Origin of the sequence: Paenibacillus sp. FSL H8-0315, from assembly GCF_038005365.1 — a bacterium.
Classification (GTDB): Bacteria; Bacillota; Bacilli; order Paenibacillales; family Paenibacillaceae; genus Paenibacillus_AQ; species Paenibacillus_AQ odorifer.
Genome location: NZ_JBBOTA010000001.1, coordinates 5122865 through 5143325 on the forward strand (window position 1 = coordinate 5122865; position 20461 = coordinate 5143325).

The 20461-nt window shown below is 43.8% G+C and carries 17 protein-coding genes; 15 read left to right on the top strand and 2 right to left on the bottom strand.

Translation table 11 applies throughout. The annotated features are described in order from the left end of the window. The first annotated feature begins 2 nt into the window (after window positions 1–2). Both MHB56_RS22225 and MHB56_RS22230 read left to right on the top strand, forming a co-directional pair. Window positions 3–1265: an FAD-dependent oxidoreductase gene (locus MHB56_RS22225; protein ID WP_076184718.1), complete on the top strand. Its 1263-nt coding sequence runs from the start codon at window positions 3–5 to the stop codon at window positions 1263–1265. Between the two features lie 294 nt (window positions 1266–1559). Further along, the gene (locus MHB56_RS22230) at window positions 1560–2477 is read left to right on the top strand and encodes a DUF5692 family protein (RefSeq protein ID WP_076281112.1); all 918 of its coding nucleotides are present in this window, start codon (window positions 1560–1562) and stop codon (window positions 2475–2477) included. A gap of 83 nt (window positions 2478–2560) precedes the next feature. Here MHB56_RS22230 and MHB56_RS22235 read toward each other — a convergent pair whose 3' ends face one another. Then, entirely contained in the window at window positions 2561–3421 is an 861-nt protein-coding gene (locus tag MHB56_RS22235) for a CPBP family intramembrane glutamic endopeptidase (RefSeq protein ID WP_280752654.1), read from the bottom strand. A gap of 520 nt (window positions 3422–3941) precedes the next feature. Between MHB56_RS22235 and alaS the strand changes: the two genes are divergently transcribed. The 13 genes from alaS to MHB56_RS22300 all read left to right on the top strand — a co-directional run bounded on the left by alaS (window position 3942) and on the right by MHB56_RS22300 (window position 19477). Next, complete coding sequence (gene alaS, locus MHB56_RS22240; RefSeq protein ID WP_248547698.1) at window positions 3942–6575, top strand: alanine--tRNA ligase; 2634 nt, start codon at window positions 3942–3944, stop codon at window positions 6573–6575. 314 nt (window positions 6576–6889) lie between these two features. After that, window positions 6890–7165 (top strand): IreB family regulatory phosphoprotein, encoded by a 276-nt coding sequence (locus tag MHB56_RS22245; RefSeq protein WP_036675601.1) that lies wholly within the window; start codon window positions 6890–6892, stop codon window positions 7163–7165. Then, complete coding sequence (gene ruvX / locus MHB56_RS22250; protein ID WP_036675598.1) at window positions 7162–7581, top strand: Holliday junction resolvase RuvX; 420 nt, start codon at window positions 7162–7164, stop codon at window positions 7579–7581. The genes MHB56_RS22245 and ruvX overlap by 4 nt, the downstream gene beginning before the upstream one ends. 13 nt (window positions 7582–7594) lie before the next feature. Continuing rightward, on the top strand, window positions 7595–7903 hold the full coding sequence (locus MHB56_RS22255; RefSeq protein WP_038569507.1) for a DUF1292 domain-containing protein: 309 nt from the start codon (window positions 7595–7597) through the stop codon (window positions 7901–7903). Continuing rightward, window positions 7896–8204 carry a DUF1292 domain-containing protein gene (locus tag MHB56_RS22260; RefSeq protein ID WP_076104918.1) on the top strand — a complete coding sequence of 103 codons (309 nt, stop codon included), beginning with the start codon at window positions 7896–7898 and terminating at the stop codon, window positions 8202–8204. Before MHB56_RS22255 ends, MHB56_RS22260 begins: the two co-directional genes overlap by 8 nt. 172 nt (window positions 8205–8376) lie before the next feature. Beyond that, window positions 8377–9426: an endolytic transglycosylase MltG gene (mltG, locus tag MHB56_RS22265; protein ID WP_256720991.1), complete on the top strand. Its 1050-nt coding sequence runs from the start codon at window positions 8377–8379 to the stop codon at window positions 9424–9426. Window positions 9427–9482: 56 nt separating this feature from the next. Next, entirely contained in the window at window positions 9483–10415 is a 933-nt protein-coding gene (locus MHB56_RS22270; protein WP_076126299.1) for a peptidase U32 family protein, read from the top strand. A 99-nt stretch (window positions 10416–10514) separates the two neighbouring features. Next, the gene (locus MHB56_RS22275; RefSeq protein ID WP_036675585.1) at window positions 10515–11846 is read left to right on the top strand and encodes a peptidase U32 family protein; all 1332 of its coding nucleotides are present in this window, start codon (window positions 10515–10517) and stop codon (window positions 11844–11846) included. A gap of 319 nt (window positions 11847–12165) precedes the next feature. After that, a complete protein-coding gene (locus tag MHB56_RS22280) occupies window positions 12166–14352 on the top strand; it encodes a methyl-accepting chemotaxis protein (protein ID WP_248547696.1) in 2187 nt (728 codons plus the stop codon). Window positions 14353–14521: 169 nt separating this feature from the next. Continuing rightward, window positions 14522–16402 carry a cache domain-containing sensor histidine kinase gene (locus tag MHB56_RS22285; RefSeq protein ID WP_341144021.1) on the top strand — a complete coding sequence of 627 codons (1881 nt, stop codon included), beginning with the start codon at window positions 14522–14524 and terminating at the stop codon, window positions 16400–16402. Window positions 16403–16424: 22 nt separating this feature from the next. After that, complete coding sequence (locus MHB56_RS22290) at window positions 16425–17735, top strand: ABC transporter substrate-binding protein (protein ID WP_341144022.1); 1311 nt, start codon at window positions 16425–16427, stop codon at window positions 17733–17735. Window positions 17736–17780: 45 nt separating this feature from the next. Then, window positions 17781–18845 (top strand): LacI family DNA-binding transcriptional regulator, encoded by a 1065-nt coding sequence (locus MHB56_RS22295; RefSeq protein ID WP_076126305.1) that lies wholly within the window; start codon window positions 17781–17783, stop codon window positions 18843–18845. Window positions 18846–18916: 71 nt separating this feature from the next. Further along, window positions 18917–19477: a GNAT family N-acetyltransferase gene (locus tag MHB56_RS22300; RefSeq protein ID WP_076281107.1), complete on the top strand. Its 561-nt coding sequence runs from the start codon at window positions 18917–18919 to the stop codon at window positions 19475–19477. Between the two features lie 62 nt (window positions 19478–19539). On the opposite strand, the gene MHB56_RS22305 is transcribed toward MHB56_RS22300, so the two are convergent. After that, on the bottom strand, window positions 19540–20442 hold the full coding sequence (locus MHB56_RS22305; protein WP_076126309.1) for a manganese catalase family protein: 903 nt from the start codon (window positions 20440–20442) through the stop codon (window positions 19540–19542). Window positions 20443–20461: the final 19 nt, after the last annotated feature.

Consider the following 20461-nt stretch of genomic DNA (forward strand, 5'->3'; position numbering starts at 1 on the left):
GGATGATGACAAACACGAAGAATAAAGACCGAATTGGAATCATCGGTGCAGGGATTTCTGGGGTTACGGCTGCTTATGAATTAGCGAAAAAAGGATATACCAACATTACCCTCATGGAGAAGTCGGATAGAGTAGGAGGAAAGTGTCATTCTATTGAGTACAAAGGAAAAAGTTATGAAATGGGGACGCTAATCGGCCTGCCTACCTATAAACATACGATGGATTTTATGAGAGATTTTGATCTTATGGATAGGGGACCATTGTTAGAACGTGGATTTTTTGATAATAATGGGAGAAAAACTTCACAAATTCCCATGGAGCAGATAGAGGCGTTTACACAAGAATTCAAACGATTGCCGGATATTCTAAAACGCTATGAGTCTCTCCAAGAACCGGGTTTTCTCCACTTACCGCCAGATTTATGTCAGCCATTTTCGCAGTGGTGTGTAGAGAATAAGCTGTCTGTCCTTGAGCAGGTCTACATGCATTATTTTAATACTTTTGGATTCGGTGGCATCCATAATGTTCCCGCTGCATATGTGCTGAAATTTCTAAGCTATGATAATCTGTTGTCGTTTATTGAAATTACTCATATGATAACCTGGCCTAAGGGTGTTACTGAGCTGATTAGACGAATGGCCGACCAAGTAAACGATCTACGCCTGACTTGTGAAGTGCTTTTTATGGAGCAAGAACAAGATGGGCAGGTTCGAGTAGAGACGAGTCAGGACATCTTTTATTTTGACAAGGTCATTTATACAGCAGCTTTAGAGCAAATGGGCGATACAGTTAGCCTGTCAAGTGAGGACAAAACTTTATTAGCGAATATAACCTATGAATGGTTTAGGGTATATGCGTATAGAGTGAAGGGGTTGCCGGAGCTTTCTGGCTATATCCCCCGGAATATGTACCCTGAACGTAAAGGGCATATGATGGCATGGTACTATCGGTGGGCAGATATGGGAACTACGGATCTAGTTACGGTTTATGTAGCAGAGAATGAAGCTATGACTGATCTGGAAATGCGAGAGACGGTAGAAAATAAACTTCGCGAGCTGGGCGGAGAGAGCATTCGACTATATATGATGAAGCGTTGGAGGCATTTCCCACATGTGGATTCTAATGCGCTACATGAGGGATTTTATGAACGGGTTGATCAGATGCAGGGGAAAAACAATATCTATTTAGCTGGAGAAATCATGAACTTCCCTACACTTGAGAATTGTATTATATACGCGAAACACTTGGTTGAACGATTCTTTTGAATAACATTAAAGAGGAACCTTGTCCACAAAGAAATTTGTCGACAAGGTTTTTTTACATTCAAGTTAGGTTTGCAGTATATAGTTCTAAAGACATGTATTCTGATAGATTTCTCAGAAGAAAGGTAGAAAGTTTGGCGAATTCTAGTGCTGGGGTTGTGTAAACTCAACTTGAAATGAAACTAAAAAAACACTGATAAATCAACGTTTTAAGCGATTTGATCGTTTAAAGAGGGATGGGCTATATTGGACCTGAGACACAGATTACATACACCAACCTACAAGGAGGAGTAAAACATGTTTTTATTCGAATCGATTCCCTGGTACTCTGCGCTAATGTGGTTAGTAGTACTAGCAGGATTAATGTTTGTAAATGAAATCGCACGGAAGAGCAAGTGGTTCTCAATCATTCTGTTTATAGTTGTCCCTATTGTTCTTACCATAGCGGTTTGGCCAAATACGGCAGGAGAAGGTTCCAGTACTGGAACATGGTTTCACTGGGTAAAAGTATATTCTGCTTTGGCAGGATGTATAGGGTTTATGGCTATCCGTTATGTTAAAGGATGGGACAAAAATAAATATATATTAATGTTCCCGGCTATTATCCTTGCAGTTAACATTCTTGAAGCAGTTATTCGTGATTTCCAAGTGTACAGCTTGCAAGGTATGGTGGATGGCGTAATGATGGTAGGTGGTCCTTGGAACATTATGAACGGGATCGCAGGTATTCTGAACATTATTACGATTTCTGGTTGGATGGGTATTGTGATCAGTAAAGATAAGAGTAAAGATATGTTGTGGCCTGACCAGCTTTGGTTCTGGATCATTGCTTATGACATTTGGAACTTTGCCTATGTATATAATGCAGTTTCTGACCATTCCTTCTATGCAGGTGCAGCATTGTTGATCTCTTGTACCATCCCGGCGTTCTTCTTTAAAAAAGGGGCATGGCTGCAGCATCGTGCACAGACTTTGGCGATTTGGATGATGTTTACGATGTCGTTCCCGGCGTTTGTTGGCGAGTCAAAGTTCTCTGTACAATCCTCTCATAGTGAAACCGCTCTGTGGATAGTAAGTGCATTATCTTTAGCTGCTAATATTGCAGTGTTTGGTTATCATTTCTATAAAATCATCAAGCATAAACGCAATCCGCTTAAAGAGGAAGTTTATACGGATTTAGCTGCTTATAAAGCTATTGCAGAGGGTACGAATTAATAGAGACATTATAGTAATAGTGATAGAAGTTCCTCCTGCTTAAAGGGGGAACTTCTTTTTGTGAATAATTAAAGTTCTAATTATCAGAGCCCCATATCCGCCCGTTGCTGCGCACGAAATGTTTTCCTTTTTATACAAAGCAAAAGACAAGTCAGTAATAAGACACATAATAAAGTTGCCGTATACGTGAAATTACTGTTCCAAAACACTATCTGAATATTCATTAATGAGTGAACGCCGATCACGAAAAATAAATTTCGGGTTAAGATATAGAGTAGAGCGAATATAATTCCTAGAATTAGAAGCATGATAAAATCATAAACAAACTCCATTCCAACTAATCCTGAGTAAATCCGGTTTGGGATATGTATGGCGGCAAAGATCGATTGTGAAATCAGCATTGCAGAGATCATCCGTGTAGTTTTGTTGTTGATTTTTTTTAAGTATAGATAGATTTGAACGAGCAGGAAGCCGCGAAATAAGATTTCTTCCAATAAAGCATTTCCCAAGACTTGACCTAGAATTTCACCGAAAACTAAATTTGAATGGCTGAAGATAGCATTGTTAAGTGTTAGCTCTGAGTGATTCAGGTGTACCATACACAAATCTACTATATTTATAGCGAGCCAAAACAGAAAGGTACCCAGCAGTCCGGCTCTTAATTTTTCTATTTTTAACCCAAAATCCCGGGGCGAAACTTTAGCTATCAGAATCAAAAAAATAATTACTTCTAAGAGAAGCCCAACTAGATTGGCGGCTAACGTTTCATTGATCCAGTGGTTTGTGTTTTTGGCAATAAAACTTAAATATCCATGCTCAAAAAGGATGAGATTAACCGCAAGAGTAAAGATAATATGAATAAAAATGAGGCTCGCTATAAAAAGGTAGTGTGTAGGCTTTGCTTCAAAAATCGATGATAGATTGAACTCCTTGGAGTGAAGCATCGACGGCAGTCCTCCTGATACAAAATATTCCAAATTAACCTTAGATTTCACTATATCCTTTTTGAGTCCAAGTTTACTGTTACAAAAATCATGTGTTATTCTTCACATTCGCCCATCCCCAGATTGACAGAAGCAAGGGCACTGGCTATACTTGAAATGTTAAAATGCAAATCGGACAAATCGTTGATGAAAATGAAGTACACCGGAGGATGGCTTGATCAGAGAAAAGGTTCCTTTACGAAACGTTTCGTAATGGCTGTGAGAACCTTGAAGACAGGCCGGTGGAAAGCTAATTTCGGAGTGTGAGATCAATGCTCACCGGGGGCGCCCGTTATCAGCCGCGACAAGGCGATCGTCTGCAATTGTCCCATTAGTGGGGTCAAGGCGATAACCAGGGTGGTACCGCGATATTAATCGTCCCTGAATTATTCAGGGGCGTTTTTTTGTTTTTATTTTTTAGGTATTTTGTAATTTCCGGTGTAAATGCCGAAGTAAAAAGATGAGACGGGAGCTGTAAATGATGAAAGCAAGTGAAATTCGTTCCAAATGGCTTAAGTTTTTTGAAAGTAAAGGTCACAAGATTGAACCAAGTGCGTCCCTCGTTCCTCACAACGATCCTTCGCTTCTGTGGATCAATGCGGGTATGGCACCTTTGAAAGTGTACTTCGATGGCCGGGAGGTTCCAGAAAATCCGCGCCTGACTAACTCACAAAAATGTATTCGTACCAATGATATCGAGAATGTGGGTAAGACACGCCGTCACCATACATTTTTCGAGATGCTGGGTAACTTCTCCATCGGCGATTATTTCAAAGAAGAAGCTATCACATGGGCTTGGGAGTTCCTAACCGGCAAAGAGTGGATCGGCTTTGACCCGGAACGTATTTCCGTAACGGTGTACGCAGAGGATGAAGAGGCATTTAAGCTGTGGAATGAAAAGGTTGGCCTGCCTGCTGAACGCATCATTAAGCTGGGCGACGATAATTTCTGGGATATTGGCGAAGGCCCATGCGGTCCTTGCTCGGAAATCTTTTATGACCGTGGTGAAGCTTACGGCAGTGATATGAGCGATCCGGAAATGTATCCAGGTGGAGAAAATGAACGCTGGTTAGAAGTATGGAACCTGGTGTTCTCACAATTCAACCATAACAAGGATGGCAGCTATACGCCGCTTCCGAATAAAAACATTGATACAGGGGCTGGCTTGGAGCGTTTTGCATCCATTCTACAGGATGTAGATTCCAACTTCGACACTGATTTGTTCCAACCTATTATTCAAAAGACAGCACAGCTCGCGGGTGTAACTTATAAAGATAACGTTGAGCAGGATATCGCGCTTAAAGTAATCGCTGACCATGTGCGTACCGTTACTTTTGCAGTAGGGGATGGAGTACTTCCTTCTAATGAAGGACGCGGTTATATTATCCGCCGTTTGCTTCGCCGTGCTGTTCGGTACGGAAAGACCTTGGGTCTGGATCGTCCATTCCTGTATGAGCTGACTGAAACCGTTGGCGAAATTATGGGTGTCTACTATCCATCCGTTGTGGACAACCGCGAATATATCGCAAAGATTATTCGTACTGAAGAAGAACGTTTCCACGAAACATTGTCTGACGGATTGGCTATTTTGGGTGAGATCAGTGCTAAAGCAAAAGCAGAGGGTCTCAGCAATATTGCTGGAGCCGATGCATTTAAGTTATATGATACTTATGGGTTCCCATTTGACCTGACCGAAGATTTCGCAGCAGAGCAAGGATTAACTGTAGACCGTGAAGGTTTTGATGCGGCTATGCAGGAGCAACGTGACCGTGCGAGGGCTGCACGTCATGATGGCGGCAGCATGAAGATCCAGGGAGGCGCACTAGCAGACCTGACGATTAAAAGTGAATTTGTTGGATATAATGACTCGGTAACAGAGTCGAAAATCCTGGCTATTGTTGTGGGTGATGAATTGGTAGATGTCGCCGGTGAAGGCGCAGAATGCCAAGTTATTCTTGATACAACACCGTTCTATGCTGAGAGCGGCGGACAAGTAAGTGACACGGGTGTGCTTACTGGGGGTTCAGTTACAGCTAAGGTAAAAGGACTCTTTAAAGCTCCACACGGCCAACACGTACATTTGGTAACTGTGGAAGCGGGAGAATTGAAAGTGGGCGAATCCGTTCGCGCGGAAGTGGATCGTGCGGAGCGTGAAGATATCGTGAAGAACCACACAGCTACCCATTTATTGCACAAAGCGCTTAAAGAAGTTCTTGGCGGGCATGTTAATCAAGCGGGATCTTTAGTGGAAGGTGCTCGTTTGCGGTTTGACTTCTCCCATTTTGGAGCGATTACTCCAGAAGAATTGAGCGATATCGAACATCGCGTAAATGCACAAATCTGGCGCGGTCTAGATGTAGTGATTGAGAACAAGCCGATTGATGAAGCTAAAGCAATGGGAGCAATGGCACTCTTTGGTGAAAAATACGGTAATATCGTCCGTGTCGTTCAAGTGGGCGATTACAGCCTTGAGCTTTGCGGTGGTTGTCATGTATCCAACACGTCGCAAATCGGAATTTTCAAGCTGCTTAGCGAAAGTGGCATTGGTTCCGGAGTGCGCCGCATCGAGGCGGTTACCGGACGTTACGCTTACCAGTTCACTGAAAGTCAGCTAGATTTGCTCAAACAATCAGCAGGCCTTCTTAAGTCTTCTCTGAATGACGTTCCGAAACGGATCGAAGCGCTGCATAACCAGGTGCGTGAGCTTTCGCGTGAGAATGAGTCCTTGCAATCCAAGCTGAGTGCTACTTTTGCTGCTGAACTTACAAGCAGTGTGAAGACAGTTGGCGCAGGTACGCAGCTCCTGGCTGTTGCTGTTCAAGCAGGCAATATGGATGCTTTGCGTTCCACAGCGGATGAATTGAAATCCAAGCTTCCGGATGCAGTGCTTGTATTAGGTGCAGCGATGGATGATAAGGTAAACTTTGTAGTATCTGTACCGCAAGACCTGGTGAAGAAAGGTTTCCACGCTGGTAAACTCGTTAAAGAAATTGCAGCAGTTTGCGGCGGTGGTGGCGGCGGGCGTCCAGATATGGCGCAAGCCGGCGGTAAAGATGCTTCTAAGCTAAACGAAGCATTGGCAAAGGCTGAAGAATTGGTAGCTTCCTTAGCCTAAGTTAAAATTACGAAACCATTTCTCTAACTAAACGTATTACGAGAAAACATAGCGGTACTGAGAGTTTGATATCAGTACCGCTACTCTTTATTAGCAGGATGTTAGATATTCATGAATAATTGTGCTTGACAATAGCTTAAAAGCCAAAAATATCATAATTTTTGTAGAGAAAATGCCAAAAAAAGCGTTAATAACGGGCAGGATTTCCTCGTTGGGGCATGAATATGTTATGATAAAGGAAGCAAGCGAGCTGCACAGTAGCAACTTTGCGAAGCCGTCCCAAAAGGCGATTTTGCAGAAGGAAGGTGTCACAAATGGACTCCATGGACAAAACGGTCAAATTCAATGTGAAGGGCGACGAAAAGGAAGCTTCTCCCCAGGAAATATTGCTAGCAGTATACGATGCACTGGTGGAGAAAGAGTATCATCCGATCAATCAGATCGTAGGGTATCTTCTTTCCGGAGATCCGGCTTACATTCCGCGCCATAACAATGCGAGAAGTTTGGTCCGGAGAAAAGAACGTGATGAGCTGATTGAAGAGCTGGTTAGATTCTATCTCGTCAATCACAGGGTGGACAATCCGAAATGAAGAAGAAGTTAGGTTTAGATTACGGCGACCGTAGAATCGGTGTAGCCACAAGTGATGTTTTTGGCTGGACGGCACAAGCTCTTGAAACGATTGAGCGCCGAGGTACGGGTAATGAGTTCGAACGCATTCGTGAACTTGTTGCAGAGCACGAAATTGGAGAGATTGTAGTTGGTCTACCGAAGAATATGAACGGCTCAGTAGGACCCCGGGGCGAAATCTGTATAGAGTTCGCTGATAAGCTACGGGAAGAGTTAGAAATGCCCGTACACCTTTGGGATGAGCGTCTGACGACGGTATCCGCAGAGCGGGTGCTGATTGAAGGGGACGTCAGCCGGAAGAAACGCAAGGGGATTGTGGATAAAATGGCTGCAGCCCTGATTTTGCAAAATTTTTTGGATGCTAACAGTAAAAGGTGAGGGGTGCGAGGATATGACAAACGAACAGATTGGCCAAGAGGAAGAACCGGAAATTATCTATATTCCCGATGAGGAAGGTAATGAAGAGGAATTCGAGGTCATTATGAAGTTTGAGGTTGATGGCTCGGACGCTAAGTATATGATGGTGGTTCCGCTAGACTCCGAGGACGAGGAAACCGATGAGGTATACGCGTTCCGTTATGTGGAAGAAGGCGACGATCTTCAATTGTTCATGATCGATAATGACGAGGAGTGGGCGATTGTCGAAGAGACTTTCAACACACTGGTCGACGAGTTGGACGGAGGATCGGAGAATGACTGAGATATCCGCTGATCAAGCGGTATGGACTTCACGGCTTAAAGAAGCATACGGAGAAACTGTAGAACTGGAAGATGAGCAAGGCAAATCTTCCATTTACGATATTATCGCCGAATTTGAAGTCGGTGATCGCGGATATGCAGTGCTGAAAGGCTCTGGCAAAGACGTGGAGTATGAAATCCTGCGTATCGTTGTCTCTTCTGACGGACTTCCGGAATTGGAGAGCATTATGGACGATGAAGAGTGGGAAGACATCTCTGAGCTATACGATGAGATGACTTTTCCAGCAGATGGCGCTGAATAAAACTTAAACATGTACGTTACATTTATGATGGGCACGGAAGAGGGCGGAGAATTCCGCGCTCTTTTTGCTTGAAATGCGAGCAATATTCTATATACATCAATCTAAGGAAATATATATTGAATTTTAGGCAATACACTTTTATACTTTATAGTCGGAAAGTGAGGAACCAGACTTGAAATCCGCAATCCGTACTGTGTTAATCATTATTCTTTTGCTGGTAGCAGCAGGAGGTGGGGGCGCATGGTACATTTGGAACGGGATGCAGCCGGTAGAGCCTGCAGGTCCTGCTGTAACATTTACGATAGAGAAGGGCATGGGAAGTGCGGAGATTGCTGATCTGCTTGAGCAGAATGGCATTATCCGTAAGAGTCTTTTTTTTAAGGGATATTTGAAATGGACTAAAGAAGGCTCTAGCTTCAAAGCAGGTACTTATATCGCTAAGCCCGGTGATAGCTATGATGAACTCATTGCAAGATTAAATGCAGGTGATGTAGTTAAGGAAGAAACTGTGGTCTTTACTATCCCCGAAGGATATACTGCTGAGCAGATCGCTAAGAAGCTCGCTGAAGCCTGGAATCAGGATGCGGCTACTTTTCTTGAAATTATGGATACTGGTGCAGGTTTGAAGGGGATTGATATTCTGGGTATCCCGCAGGATAAGAATCTACGCCACCGTCTTGAAGGATATTTATTCCCCGAAACCTATGAGCTGGCCAAAGATAGCACGCCCCGGGAAGTTGTAGAAGCGCTTTTGGATCAGTTCCAGAAGAAGCTCGATACGATTCCTAACTGGCAGCAAAAGCTAGAAACGCGTGGATTGTCTCTGCATGAACTGTTGACCGTAGCTTCGCTGGTAGAGCGGGAAGTTGTGGTGGATAGTGAACGTCCGCTTGTGGCTGGTGTTATTTATAACCGCCTAAAGAAAGAGCAGAAGCTGGAGATCGACGCTACCGTTCAATATTTACTCAATAAGCAGAAGGAAAGACTTTTGTATAAAGATTTGGAAGTTGATAGTCCATATAATACGTATAAGAATATTGGACTTCCTCCGGGACCTATTAGTAATCCGGGGCTGGAGTCCATTCAAGCGGCACTCGAACCAGAAGCTTCTGAATATTACTTCTATGTGACCAAAAAAGATGGTACACAGGGCCATTTATTTGCTAAGACCTACAAGGAACATTTAGCCAATATCGAAAAAAGTAAGCAAGAATCGAAATAAACTATTAAAATGAAGAGTGGTGCGGTTGAAATAACTGTACAAGTAGGAGGTACAACATGACTAACAAACCGGAATTGCTGGTGACGGCAGCGTCCTTGGAGGAAGCTGCTGCTCTGCTGGATGCCGGAGCAGATGCGTTGCTCATTGGGGATGACCGTTTCGGGATGCGGCTTGCTGGACATTTCTCTCTGGAGGATACAGCGACTGTCGTAGAAATGGCACATTCGCGAGGCTGCAAAGTGTATGCAAGCTTGGGTGGGCTGATGTCCAACCGTCTGCTGGATGAGCTTCCTGCCTATGTGAAGGCTTTAGGTGAGCTTGGCATTGATGGTGTTGAATTCGGGGATCCAGCAGTGTTAACCACTGTGAAGAAAGAAGCGCCAGCAATGAAGCTGCACTGGAATGCGGAAATGACTTCCACCAACTATGCGACCGCGAATTATTGGGGACGCAAGGGGGCTTCTCGCGTTGTGCTGGCCCGTGAGCTGAATATGGATGAAATGACGGAAATGGTTCCGCTTTTGGAGATTGAGGCACAGGTGCAGGTTCATGGAATGACCAATATATACCATTCCAAGCGGAAGCTTGTTGAAAGCTATATGTCACATCAAGGCCGTCCTAGTGATGGAGGAAGTCTCGGGAAGGAACGCGGACTATTTCTGATTGAAGAAGAACGAGATGACCAGAAATTCCCGATTTATGAAGACGAGAACGGCACTCACATTATGAGCTCGGATGATATTTGTATTTTGGAGGATCTGCATATTCTGATGGCTGCAGGTATACACAGCCTTAAGATTGAGGGACTCTTGAAATCGATAGCGTATAATGTAACGGTTGTGAAGACTTATCGTAAAGCTATAGATCTTTATGCGGCTGATCCGGAAGGTTATGCCTTCAATGAGGAATGGATGGATGTAATCAGAACGGTGCAGGACCCTGAACGGGAGTTAAGCTTCGGATTTTTCTATAAAGAGCAAGTATATTAAGTTTGATAAAAATAAAGAGGTTATAGGTCCCCACGAAGATTAGGTACAGCATTTATAGCATGTGACTTAGCTTTGTGGGCGATGGAGGGGAGAACAGGAATGGGAACCATGACAAAGCCGCAATATAAGGGCAAACGTTACCGTCTGGACAAACCGGAGCTCCTCGCTCCGGCTGGTAATTTGGAAAAATTGAAGTTCGCAGTACACTATGGTGCGGATGCTGTTTATATCGGAGGACAACAATACGGCTTGCGTTCCGGCGCAGATAATTTCAGCTTCGAGGAAATGCGCGAAGGTGTTGAATTCGCCAAGAAATATGGCGCTAAGGTATTTGTTGCAACAAACATTTATGCTCACAATGAAGATGTCGCGGGAATTGAAGAATACCTGCGTAACTTATATGAAGCTGGCATTGCTGCTATTATCGTAGCTGATCCAATCATTGTAGATACAGCACGCCGGTTAGTGCCTGGTCTTGAAGTGCATTTGAGTACACAGCAGTCTACGTTGAACTGGCAAGCGGTGTCCTTCTGGAAGGAAGAGGGGCTTCCGCGTGTTGTTTTGGGCCGTGAGACAAGCCTGGAAGAGATCGCTGAGATTAAAAAACATGTCGACATTGAAATCGAAAGCTTCATCCATGGTGCAATGTGTTCCTCGTATTCGGGTCGTTGTGTATTGTCCAACCATTTCACCGACCGTGATTCCAATCGCGGGGGCTGTTGCCAGTCTTGCCGCTGGAAATATGATTTGTTTGAGGATGCACGTCCGGAAGGGACTTGGGTGTCTGAGGAAGAGCAGGCTGAAGCGAAATCTCCAGCTCCTTTGCTTCCCGGGGTAACTCAGATTCCACTGCATCAGCAAGGAGATAATCCCTTCTCCATGGGCTCTAAGGATTTGTGTATGCTGGAAAGTATACCTGAACTGATTGAAGTGGGCATCGACAGCTTCAAGATCGAAGGACGAATGAAGTCAATCCACTATGTGGCTACTGTCGTTAATGCATATCGTAAAGCCATTGATGCTTATATGGCAGATCCGGAAGGGTATGAATTGAAGCAGGAATGGCTGGATGAGCTTAATAAAGCCGCTAACCGTCCGCTAAACACAGGATTCTTCTATGATACTCCGGATCATGAAGATCATATCTATGAGCCTGAAGAAAAAGCAGCTCCGTATGATTTTGCTGGACTTGTAATTGAGTACGATGCTGAAAGTGGTACGGCACTAGTTCAACAGCGCAATCACTTTAAGCCAGGTCAGGAAGTAGAATTCTTTGGACCTAACGATACGTTCTTCAAGCAAACGGTTGGCGAAATATGGGATGAGAAAGGCAATTCGCTTGATGCTGCCCGTCATCCACTGCAACCTATTCGTATGAAGGTAGATCAACCGGTTGCATACTTTGATATGATGCGTAAGAAGAAGTTTTAATAAAAAACAGGGAAGCCTTTGGTCATCCAAGAGCCTCCCTGTTTTTCTTTTTGACAAAGCAAACAATAAGTTATATATATTAGGGATTAACAAATATCTCCAAGAGAGGAGGTGCAGCAAGCTATTTATTATGTTTAAACATACATAGGTTAAAAGTTGTAAAAAAAGTCTCGTAAAGCTAAGGAAAAAGACCTAATACGCCGATATATATATTGGTTAACGCTTTCATGCGTATTCTAATATTAGCGGGTAGGTGATCAAGATGGGGGATCCTGATCAAGATAGTATTAGTGAAAAGCATAATGAGAGAAGGTTTAGCATGAATAAAAAGAATAAGAAATCGGCGATCACAGGAAACAAGGAAACAAGCAAGATTGAAGGGGCAGTTAAGACACCTAAGTTTAATTTGAAGAATGGGATAGATTTGCGGGGACAGATCAAAAGAGTTAATCCTATGGAATCTGTTGGCGTGAAGATATTCCTGATATTTTTGTGTGCAATTGTAATTGTGGTAATGGCACTTGGACTGCTATCTTATTCAAAAGCCAAGAAGACAATTAAGAACAACGTATCGGAAGCCTACCGTCAGACTATTATTCAGACCTCAGAAAAGTTAGATATTACTTTGAAACAGTACGAGAACTTGGCTTTACAGCTTTATTTTGATGCGCAGATGCAAGAAGATTTGAAGTCTTTAGTGACTGCACAATCTTCCTATGAGAAATTTGAAGCTACAAGCGCAGTAAGTAAAAAGTTATCCAGTCAGATTACAACGGATTCTAATATTCTTAGTGTTTCTTTGATCCCGGAGTCGCCTGATCAAGATATTGTTACAAGTGGCAGTGGCGGCATTAAGTTAGATAACATAAGAGAACAAGAATGGTATAAGAAGATTGTCGACAACACTGCATCTTATGAATCCTACTATTCTAAAGGTGATGGTGATGCAGCCAAGAACATATGGTTCTCGACAGCTGTTCAAGGTGATGGAGACAAAAATATTGCTATGGCAAGATCTCTCAAAACCCTGGGCTCAGGTACAGGATACATAGTCATCCTTGTGTTGAAGAATACATTGCTGGAGGAATCATTCGCAAGTGTACAGCTGGGAGATGGCTCTCGAATTCAACTTGTCACTCCTGATGGAACCGTAGTAGCTTCTTCGGATTCAAAAGACGATGGTAAACCTTCAGAGTTCGCTTTTATTCAGGCAAGTAAAAAGGATAACAAAAGCTTGGATGAGAAGGATACAAACGGGAAAGAAATCCTTGCTGTCTTTAATCCAATGATCCGGGCGGATTGGAAGTTGGCAGGAGTAGTCCCAACAGATGAGCTAGTAAAAGAAGCACGTCCGATTCTGTTGACTACTTTTATTGCGGCTGCTGGTGCGGCTCTGCTAGCCATAGTAATCGGGATCTGGATGGTGCGTATGATTGCTCGCCCTCTAGCACGCTTGAAGGATCTTATGGTACAAGGTGCAGGTGGTGATCTAAGTGTACGTACAGAATATGTTTCTAAAGATGAAATTGGCCAGCTATCAGCTTCCTTTAACGTGATGATGGAGCGTATTACTGAGCTTGTATCGCAAACAACAGAAACCGCTCGGGATGTGCTGGAGACCGCTGGTGAGCTTGGTGAAGCCTCACGGAAGACAGCTATTTCTGCGAAGGAAATCGCAGCCGCCACGGAAGAAATTGCCGGTGGGGCAGGCAGTCTGGCGCTTGAAGCTGAACGAGGTAATGAGCTAACAGATGTGATTGCTACGCAAATGCAGACTGTAATATATGCCAACACTGAGATGGATGAAGCAGCACGTGGGGTTGGTGAAGCTAGTGCTCAAGGCGCTAAGCAATTAACTGACCTGCTGGATCAGACTAGCCGCACTGGAGAAAAAACAAGTGCACTTGTCGAACGTGTCAACCACCTGAAGGAGACAGTATTCTCCGTAATTAAGGTGTTGGATGTGATGAAGAGTATCACGCAACAGACGAATATCTTATCATTAAATGCGACAATAGAAGCCGCTCGTGCAGGAGAAGCTGGTAAGGGCTTCATGGTAGTTGCGGGTGAAGTGCGGCAGCTTGCTGACCAATCGAAACAATCTATTGCCCTTGTTGCTGGAATTACGGATAAGATCATGGCGGAAATGAACGAAACGGAAGCTGTATTATCCGAAGTAGCACCACTGTTTAAAGAACAAGTAAGCTCCGTGAAGAGTACAAGTGATATCTTCCTGTCCGTAAAAGGACAGATGGATGAATTCATAACAAGCCTGGAATCGGTGACGACAGCGATCAGCAGTCTGAATCATTCGCAAGGTGTGTTGTCAGAGGCTATGGGGAACGTTAGCGCCGTAGCTGAGCAATCTTCAGCAACTTCCCAAGAAGTAGCTTCACTCAGTAATGAACAGCAAAATGTAAGTGATCAACTCGTTTCATTATCTGGCAAGCTGGAAAGTGCTTCAGGTCAATTGAAGGACAAGCTGTCATTATTCACTATAAAATGAGTGGATTCATCACTAATTTCTAAATTGTTTACCTAACAAAACCGCTTCTTCAACATGAAGAGGCGGTTTGTTGTTGTGTAATGAAGAACTACACCGTATAATAACTTTGTTAGGTATTTGTTATAATTTAATAACAAGTTAGGTAAAAAGTATTAAGGAGAAGGACCAAATGAAAGGTAGACGCATCTCTGGCTGGTGGTCCGTTATCGGGGACATGAGCATGGAACGCAAGCTGCTCCTCGTCTTTTTAATTATCATTACCCTCCCGCTATCCTTCATCAGTGTATTTACCTTCAAGAGCTACTCAGAATCTATTCAGGGGAACACCATTGCTTATTCTGAGAAATTAATCGATCAAATGATGGATGGAGTAGACGATTATATCGAAGATATGAAGCGTATTTCATCTATGCCCGCCTATGTGAATGATATCAAACAGAATTTAATACGTTCGAACAACTACCATGAGCAGAAAAAGATTATGGGAGGCGCAACTGGGAGTGCTGCTTTGTCGCCCGGTGATTTTGATCTTCTGTTGTCCATTCAACGGGGGATAGAGGGCAACATTTCGTTTATTAACAATATTAAGCGAGGTGCGAACTCGGTTTATATTTTTGACGCTTACGGAAATGGTTATTATTCTGCGAAGGATGGTGGCGTACGACTTGATCTCGAGCAAAGCTATAAATACTGGAGCCAGCAGACTAAGGATTCCAGCGGAGAAGCATTATTGTTCGGTACTCAAGCGTATACAAGTAATCTGCAGAGCACCCGATATGCTTTTACCGTTGTTCGCAAAATCGTGGATGGCTTGTTAAATCCAATCGGGCTGATTGCGGTTGAAGCGAATATTAGCAATTTGGAGAATCAAGTTACGGAGCTGGATAAAGTCACCCATGGGAAGTCGTTGATTGTGGATGAGAAGGGAATGGTCATCTACGACAGCGACAAGAAGCTGCTGGCCACAGATATTTCTGATTCAGACTTGTTCAAAAGAGTTGGAGGCATTTCTGGAAGCTTTTATGATACAGTCAACGGAAAAGAGCGGTTGAATATTTACTCTGGCTCTACCAAAACCAATTGGAAGGTAATTATCTCTATTCCTGTTGATGTACTGATGCGTGATGTGAAGCTGACCCGTAATACAACACTTGCTGCTACATTAAGTATCATAGTACTGGCGTTAATTATTTCGATTATTCTTTCCGTTGCCCTTACTAAATCGCTGACTCAAATGATTCAATTGATGAAAAAAGTTCAGGGCGGCGATCTGGATGTGATGTTCAGAGTTAAACGGCGTGACGAAATTGGTCTGCTGGGGCATCAATTTAATCGTATGTTAGCCCGAATCAGGCAGCTAATTCAGGATATTTACCGCATAGAAGAACAGAAAAAGGAAGCAGAGCTTCATGCGCTGCAGAGTCAAATCAATCCTCATTTTATCTATAACACACTGGAGTCCATTCGAATGACCGCCGAGCTGAATGATGATGTCGAAGCTGCGGATATGATCTCTATTCTGGGCAAACTGCTACGGTACAGTACAAGTGATCTGAGTGGTAATATGACATTGAAGCAAGAGCTTGGGTATGTGCGTAATTACGTCGAGCTGCTGAACTATCGTTATCCTAACCGTTTTTTACTGGATATCGATGTGCCGAAGTCGTTAGATAATTACTCTATTATCAAGCTGGTCTTCCAGCCTATCATTGAGAATGCAGCTTACCATGGCTTAGATGATAATAAGCCGCAAATGCATTTAAGCATCCGCTGCGAGATTACAGAGCAAATGCTGTTGTTTCATATTAAAGACGACGGGATCGGAATGGATGAGAAGACTTTGGAGAAATTGAATGATGGGCTGCAGAACGAAAGTCCTCCTAAGAAAAGCATTAACGGGGGGATAGGCATGAAAAATGTACAGCAGCGAGTGCGTCTTCATTATGGAGCGGCATTTGGGATCCAGGTATATAGTGAGCTTGGACGAGGGACCGATGTTATTTTGTCGCTGCCATTACTGGAACAGGAATTAATTGGCTTACCTGAGTAACGAAATAAGAGGGGGCTGTCCGTTGAAGGGGTTGAAATTAGAATGGACTATGCGGACCATACTGTTACTTCTCTTAGTGTTATTGAGTAGTAGCTGTGCCAATAACAATAAGCAGACGGAATCCACTCCGCCTCCAGTTGGAGACGAGGTGAAGTCTGACTTGTCCGGCACCATAGTCATGATGACCAATCGAATAGATCTGATTGAGAACGGAACTTTTCAAGGATACGCGGACCAATTTAAACAGAGATACCCCGAAGCCAATGTGGAATTTGAAGGCTTGTCCAATTATGCAACGGATATTCTGGTACGGCTGTCCACGAAAGATGCCGGTGATGTACTGTTGCTTCCGGTGAATCTTCCGTCAAAGGAGCTGGATTATTTTTTCGAACCGCTGGATGAAGAAACCGCCGCTAGTGAGCGTTTCACCTCTTTTGCTACGTATAACGGCAAACGTTATGGGCTGTCCACGGGGACTACTACGGTTGGGATTGTCTATAATAAAAAGGCATTCGAAAAAGCAGGAATAGCTACTGTTCCTAAGACGCTGGATGAATTCTACGAAGCTTGTGCGAAATTAAAACAAGCGGGTATTATCCCCCTATATATGAATTATGGAGCCGTCTGGCCTTTACGTGAATGGGGAAACAGTTTGGTTAACTATATGACAGGTAATCCAGAGTATCTAAATAATATGGTAAATGAGGATAGCCCGTGGCAGCTTGATAATGAGTGGGGGAAATCAATTTCCATTGCTCGAACCTTAATTGGTAAAGGCTATGTTGAAGATGAACTATTTTCGAACAATTGGGAGATATCGAAGACTAAGCTAGCTAAAGGTCAAGCAGGGATGTATTTACTGGGAAATTGGACGATTGGACAAGTCCTTGATGTGGGGGCTGCCCCGGATGATATTGGATTCTTCCCGTTTCCGTATGATAATAGCAGTGCTCATTATGCGCCGATCAATCCAGATTGGTTCATGGGGGTTAGTAAATATACCAAGAACAAAGAGCTTGCTATGGCGTGGTTGAATTTTTTTGTGAAGGAGACTTCCTATCGAGATGATTGGGGATTTCTTCCGGCAGATGGAAGCTTGAATCCCTCTATGTCGCAGTATCGTGAGTTTTTATCTTATAAGCCTAAGCTACTCGATGCTACTGTACAAAGTGATGCGTTCATCGAGCTGGCGAATAGAGCCAAGCTGTCCTTTTGGTCCGGGGATTATATTCAGGAGTTACTGGCTGCGCCTGATTTACAAAAGGCTTTTGACGAATTAAATGCAAAATGGAAGGAAGCGCGGGCAGGAGCGCCACAAACTTCTCAGCCTTAAAGTTAGTACTACATAAATTTGATGACATTCTCTGGAGGGTTATATATGGCTAAAAAGGTTACCATGCAAAAAATCGCTGATCATCTCGGCGTATCCAAATTCGTTGTCTCCAAGTCACTTTCGGGTAAAGGCGGCGTTAATGAGACGACAAGAGAGCGAGTGATTCAAGCGGCATCGCAGCTGGGTTATTTTACGCAAAAAAATGCTTTTGTCCAAGGTATAAAACGCACGCCTCCGGTAGGTGGCGGGGATCGGAATAAGCAATCCGTGCTGGTGTTAATGCCGAATATTCGTTCTCAGACGCAGGATTCCTTGTATTGGGGAAAAATTGTGGATGGTATTGCGATTGCGCTGGATCAGGAAGGGCTTGGGATGGTCATTATCTCCGAGAACCGTGCGGATAATTTCGTTAATATTTTGAATCCCAATGGAATCCTTGGTTTGATAGGTGTGGGCCAAATCTCTACTTCCTTGCTGCTTGAGGTACACCGTATTGGTTTGCCGATGGTGTTGATTGACCATGAAGATCCGCTAATTCCAAGTGATACCGTGTTTGCGAATAATGTGGATTCTATGGCTCGGCTTACAAATCATTTGATGGGCACAGGCCATACCCAAATGCATTTTATCGGCAATATTGGATTCTCACGCAGTTTCCGCGATCGGTGGATTGGCTTCCGGAGTGCGCTGGAGGAGAGCGGAATAAGACTGCCTTTGGAAGATGATGCGAATCTTTTTCTGGAAGGGGTGGAGGAAGACTTATTTCAGGAGGATTTTAAAAACTGGGTGAATAAGCGTAAAAAAGCCAAAACACTCCCGACAGCCTTGGTTTGCGCTAACGACTCCACAGCCCTTTCGGTCAGTGACATCCTCAAGGAAGAAGGGTTTAATATTCCGGAGGATATCTCGGTTACTGGCTTTGATAATATTGAGGATGCCTTAAGAGGCGTTCCACCGCTTACAACTGTTCATGTTCCTAAAGAAGCGATGGGCCGAGCCGCAGTGGAGAAACTTCTGAGCCGTATTCATAATCCTTCTGCACCGCTTGAGAAAATTCTTATTGCAGCGGATATTGTACATCGTGATTCCGTGGATAAGCCGCGAGACTAGAACTATGTTGATCTAAAAAGTATATAAAAGCCATGGAATCTAGTTTTGCTTGAGTAAGGGGGAGTTTAGTTATGACAGAATCAGTTGCCATGCCAAAGATTGAAGGCGAACAGATTCAACTACGCGGTGTGCAAGCATCCGATCTGGAGGCTTATTATAAATTTTTGCTTGATGTTGAGATGGGGCAATTAACAGGATCGCAAGAAGATTTCTCCCGTGAGCAGACGGCAGCTTGGATTCGTAAGATTAGTGTTCCAGCCGAGGATCGTGTGGATCTTATGATTATAGTAAAGGACACGGGTGAGCTCATTGGAGAAGTGGTACTAAATGAAATAGATCCGGACAATCGTAGTGCAAATATCCGGATCGGCATTTGTGGACAAGAACATCGGGGTAAGGGTTACGGTACTGAAGCTATGACTCAAATGCTGCGATATGGCTTTGAAACTTTGAAGCTGCATCGCATCCATCTCGGCGTATATACTTTTAACCCCAGAGCCGTTCATGTCTATGAGAAGCTTGGTTTTCAACGCGACGGTGTGGAGCGGGATGCTCTTTATGTAGACGGAGAGTTTCATAACATGATTCTGATGTCCATGCTTGAAGAGGAGTTCCGCAGTTTGTACAATTAAAAAAAGTGAATCTAGGGTAAGGAAGATTGTAGGTAACTTCCTCACCAGATTCACTATGAATATTAGTCTGTAATATTTCCAGCCATTTTGAGGCGTTTGGCAATTTCTTTAAAGTCTTCGGGGGAGATTCCGGGAGCGAATTCCTCTTCGACTGCCGGAGCAACGGGGATCGGAAAGCCTTTAGGGGATCCTTGAATAACTTCAAGCGGAAGATTATCCTCTGGGTGGGTTCCCTTCCAAATCTGATCGATGGCGCCGAAGTCACTTTCACTCCAGGTGTATAGCTTGGTATGCACGCCTTTTTCTTCATATTTTTTTGCTTCACTGAATGATTTATTATTTAACGAAGGAATCGGTACGAGCTTAGTTACATTAACACCTGTTGCCACTTCGATGGCTTTGGCATAAGCGACCACGTGGACACCACCACGGACTAAAAGGAATCCGACTACAGCGCGTGCAGCTGGATGGTCTGTCATTTCGTAGACCTTCATTTTATGTGTTCTGGCTCCGCATTCGAGGAAGAAGTTATGTAGCAGATCTTCCACTAGGTTGCCGCTATTAAAGACGTTTGCTCCGGTCCACGGGTTCCCCGTTGAATCAAAAGGCATAGCCCCTTGTGCACCAGCCAGAAAGTGATAGGATAGACGCGCATCTTTTGCGGACCCTAGAGGGGTGGAATCGGGCTCTTTATAACTTGTTGACCCTCGAAGACATTTGTTGATGGCATGCGAAACCAGCTCGACATGGCCAAGCTCTTCCGCTGTTATGCTCATCACCAAATCATAAAAAGGCTTCAGCTTGTCTTTTGAACGGAAATTAAAGGATTGAAAGAGGTAATTGTTAAGGGTCGACATTTCTCCGAACTTTCCGCCAAGTAATTCCTGAACAGCGGCAGCAGCATTGGGATCGGGCTTCTCAACTTCAGGAATCTCAATCATGATTTCATCCATACGTTTGAACATTAATATCTCAGCCTCCTTG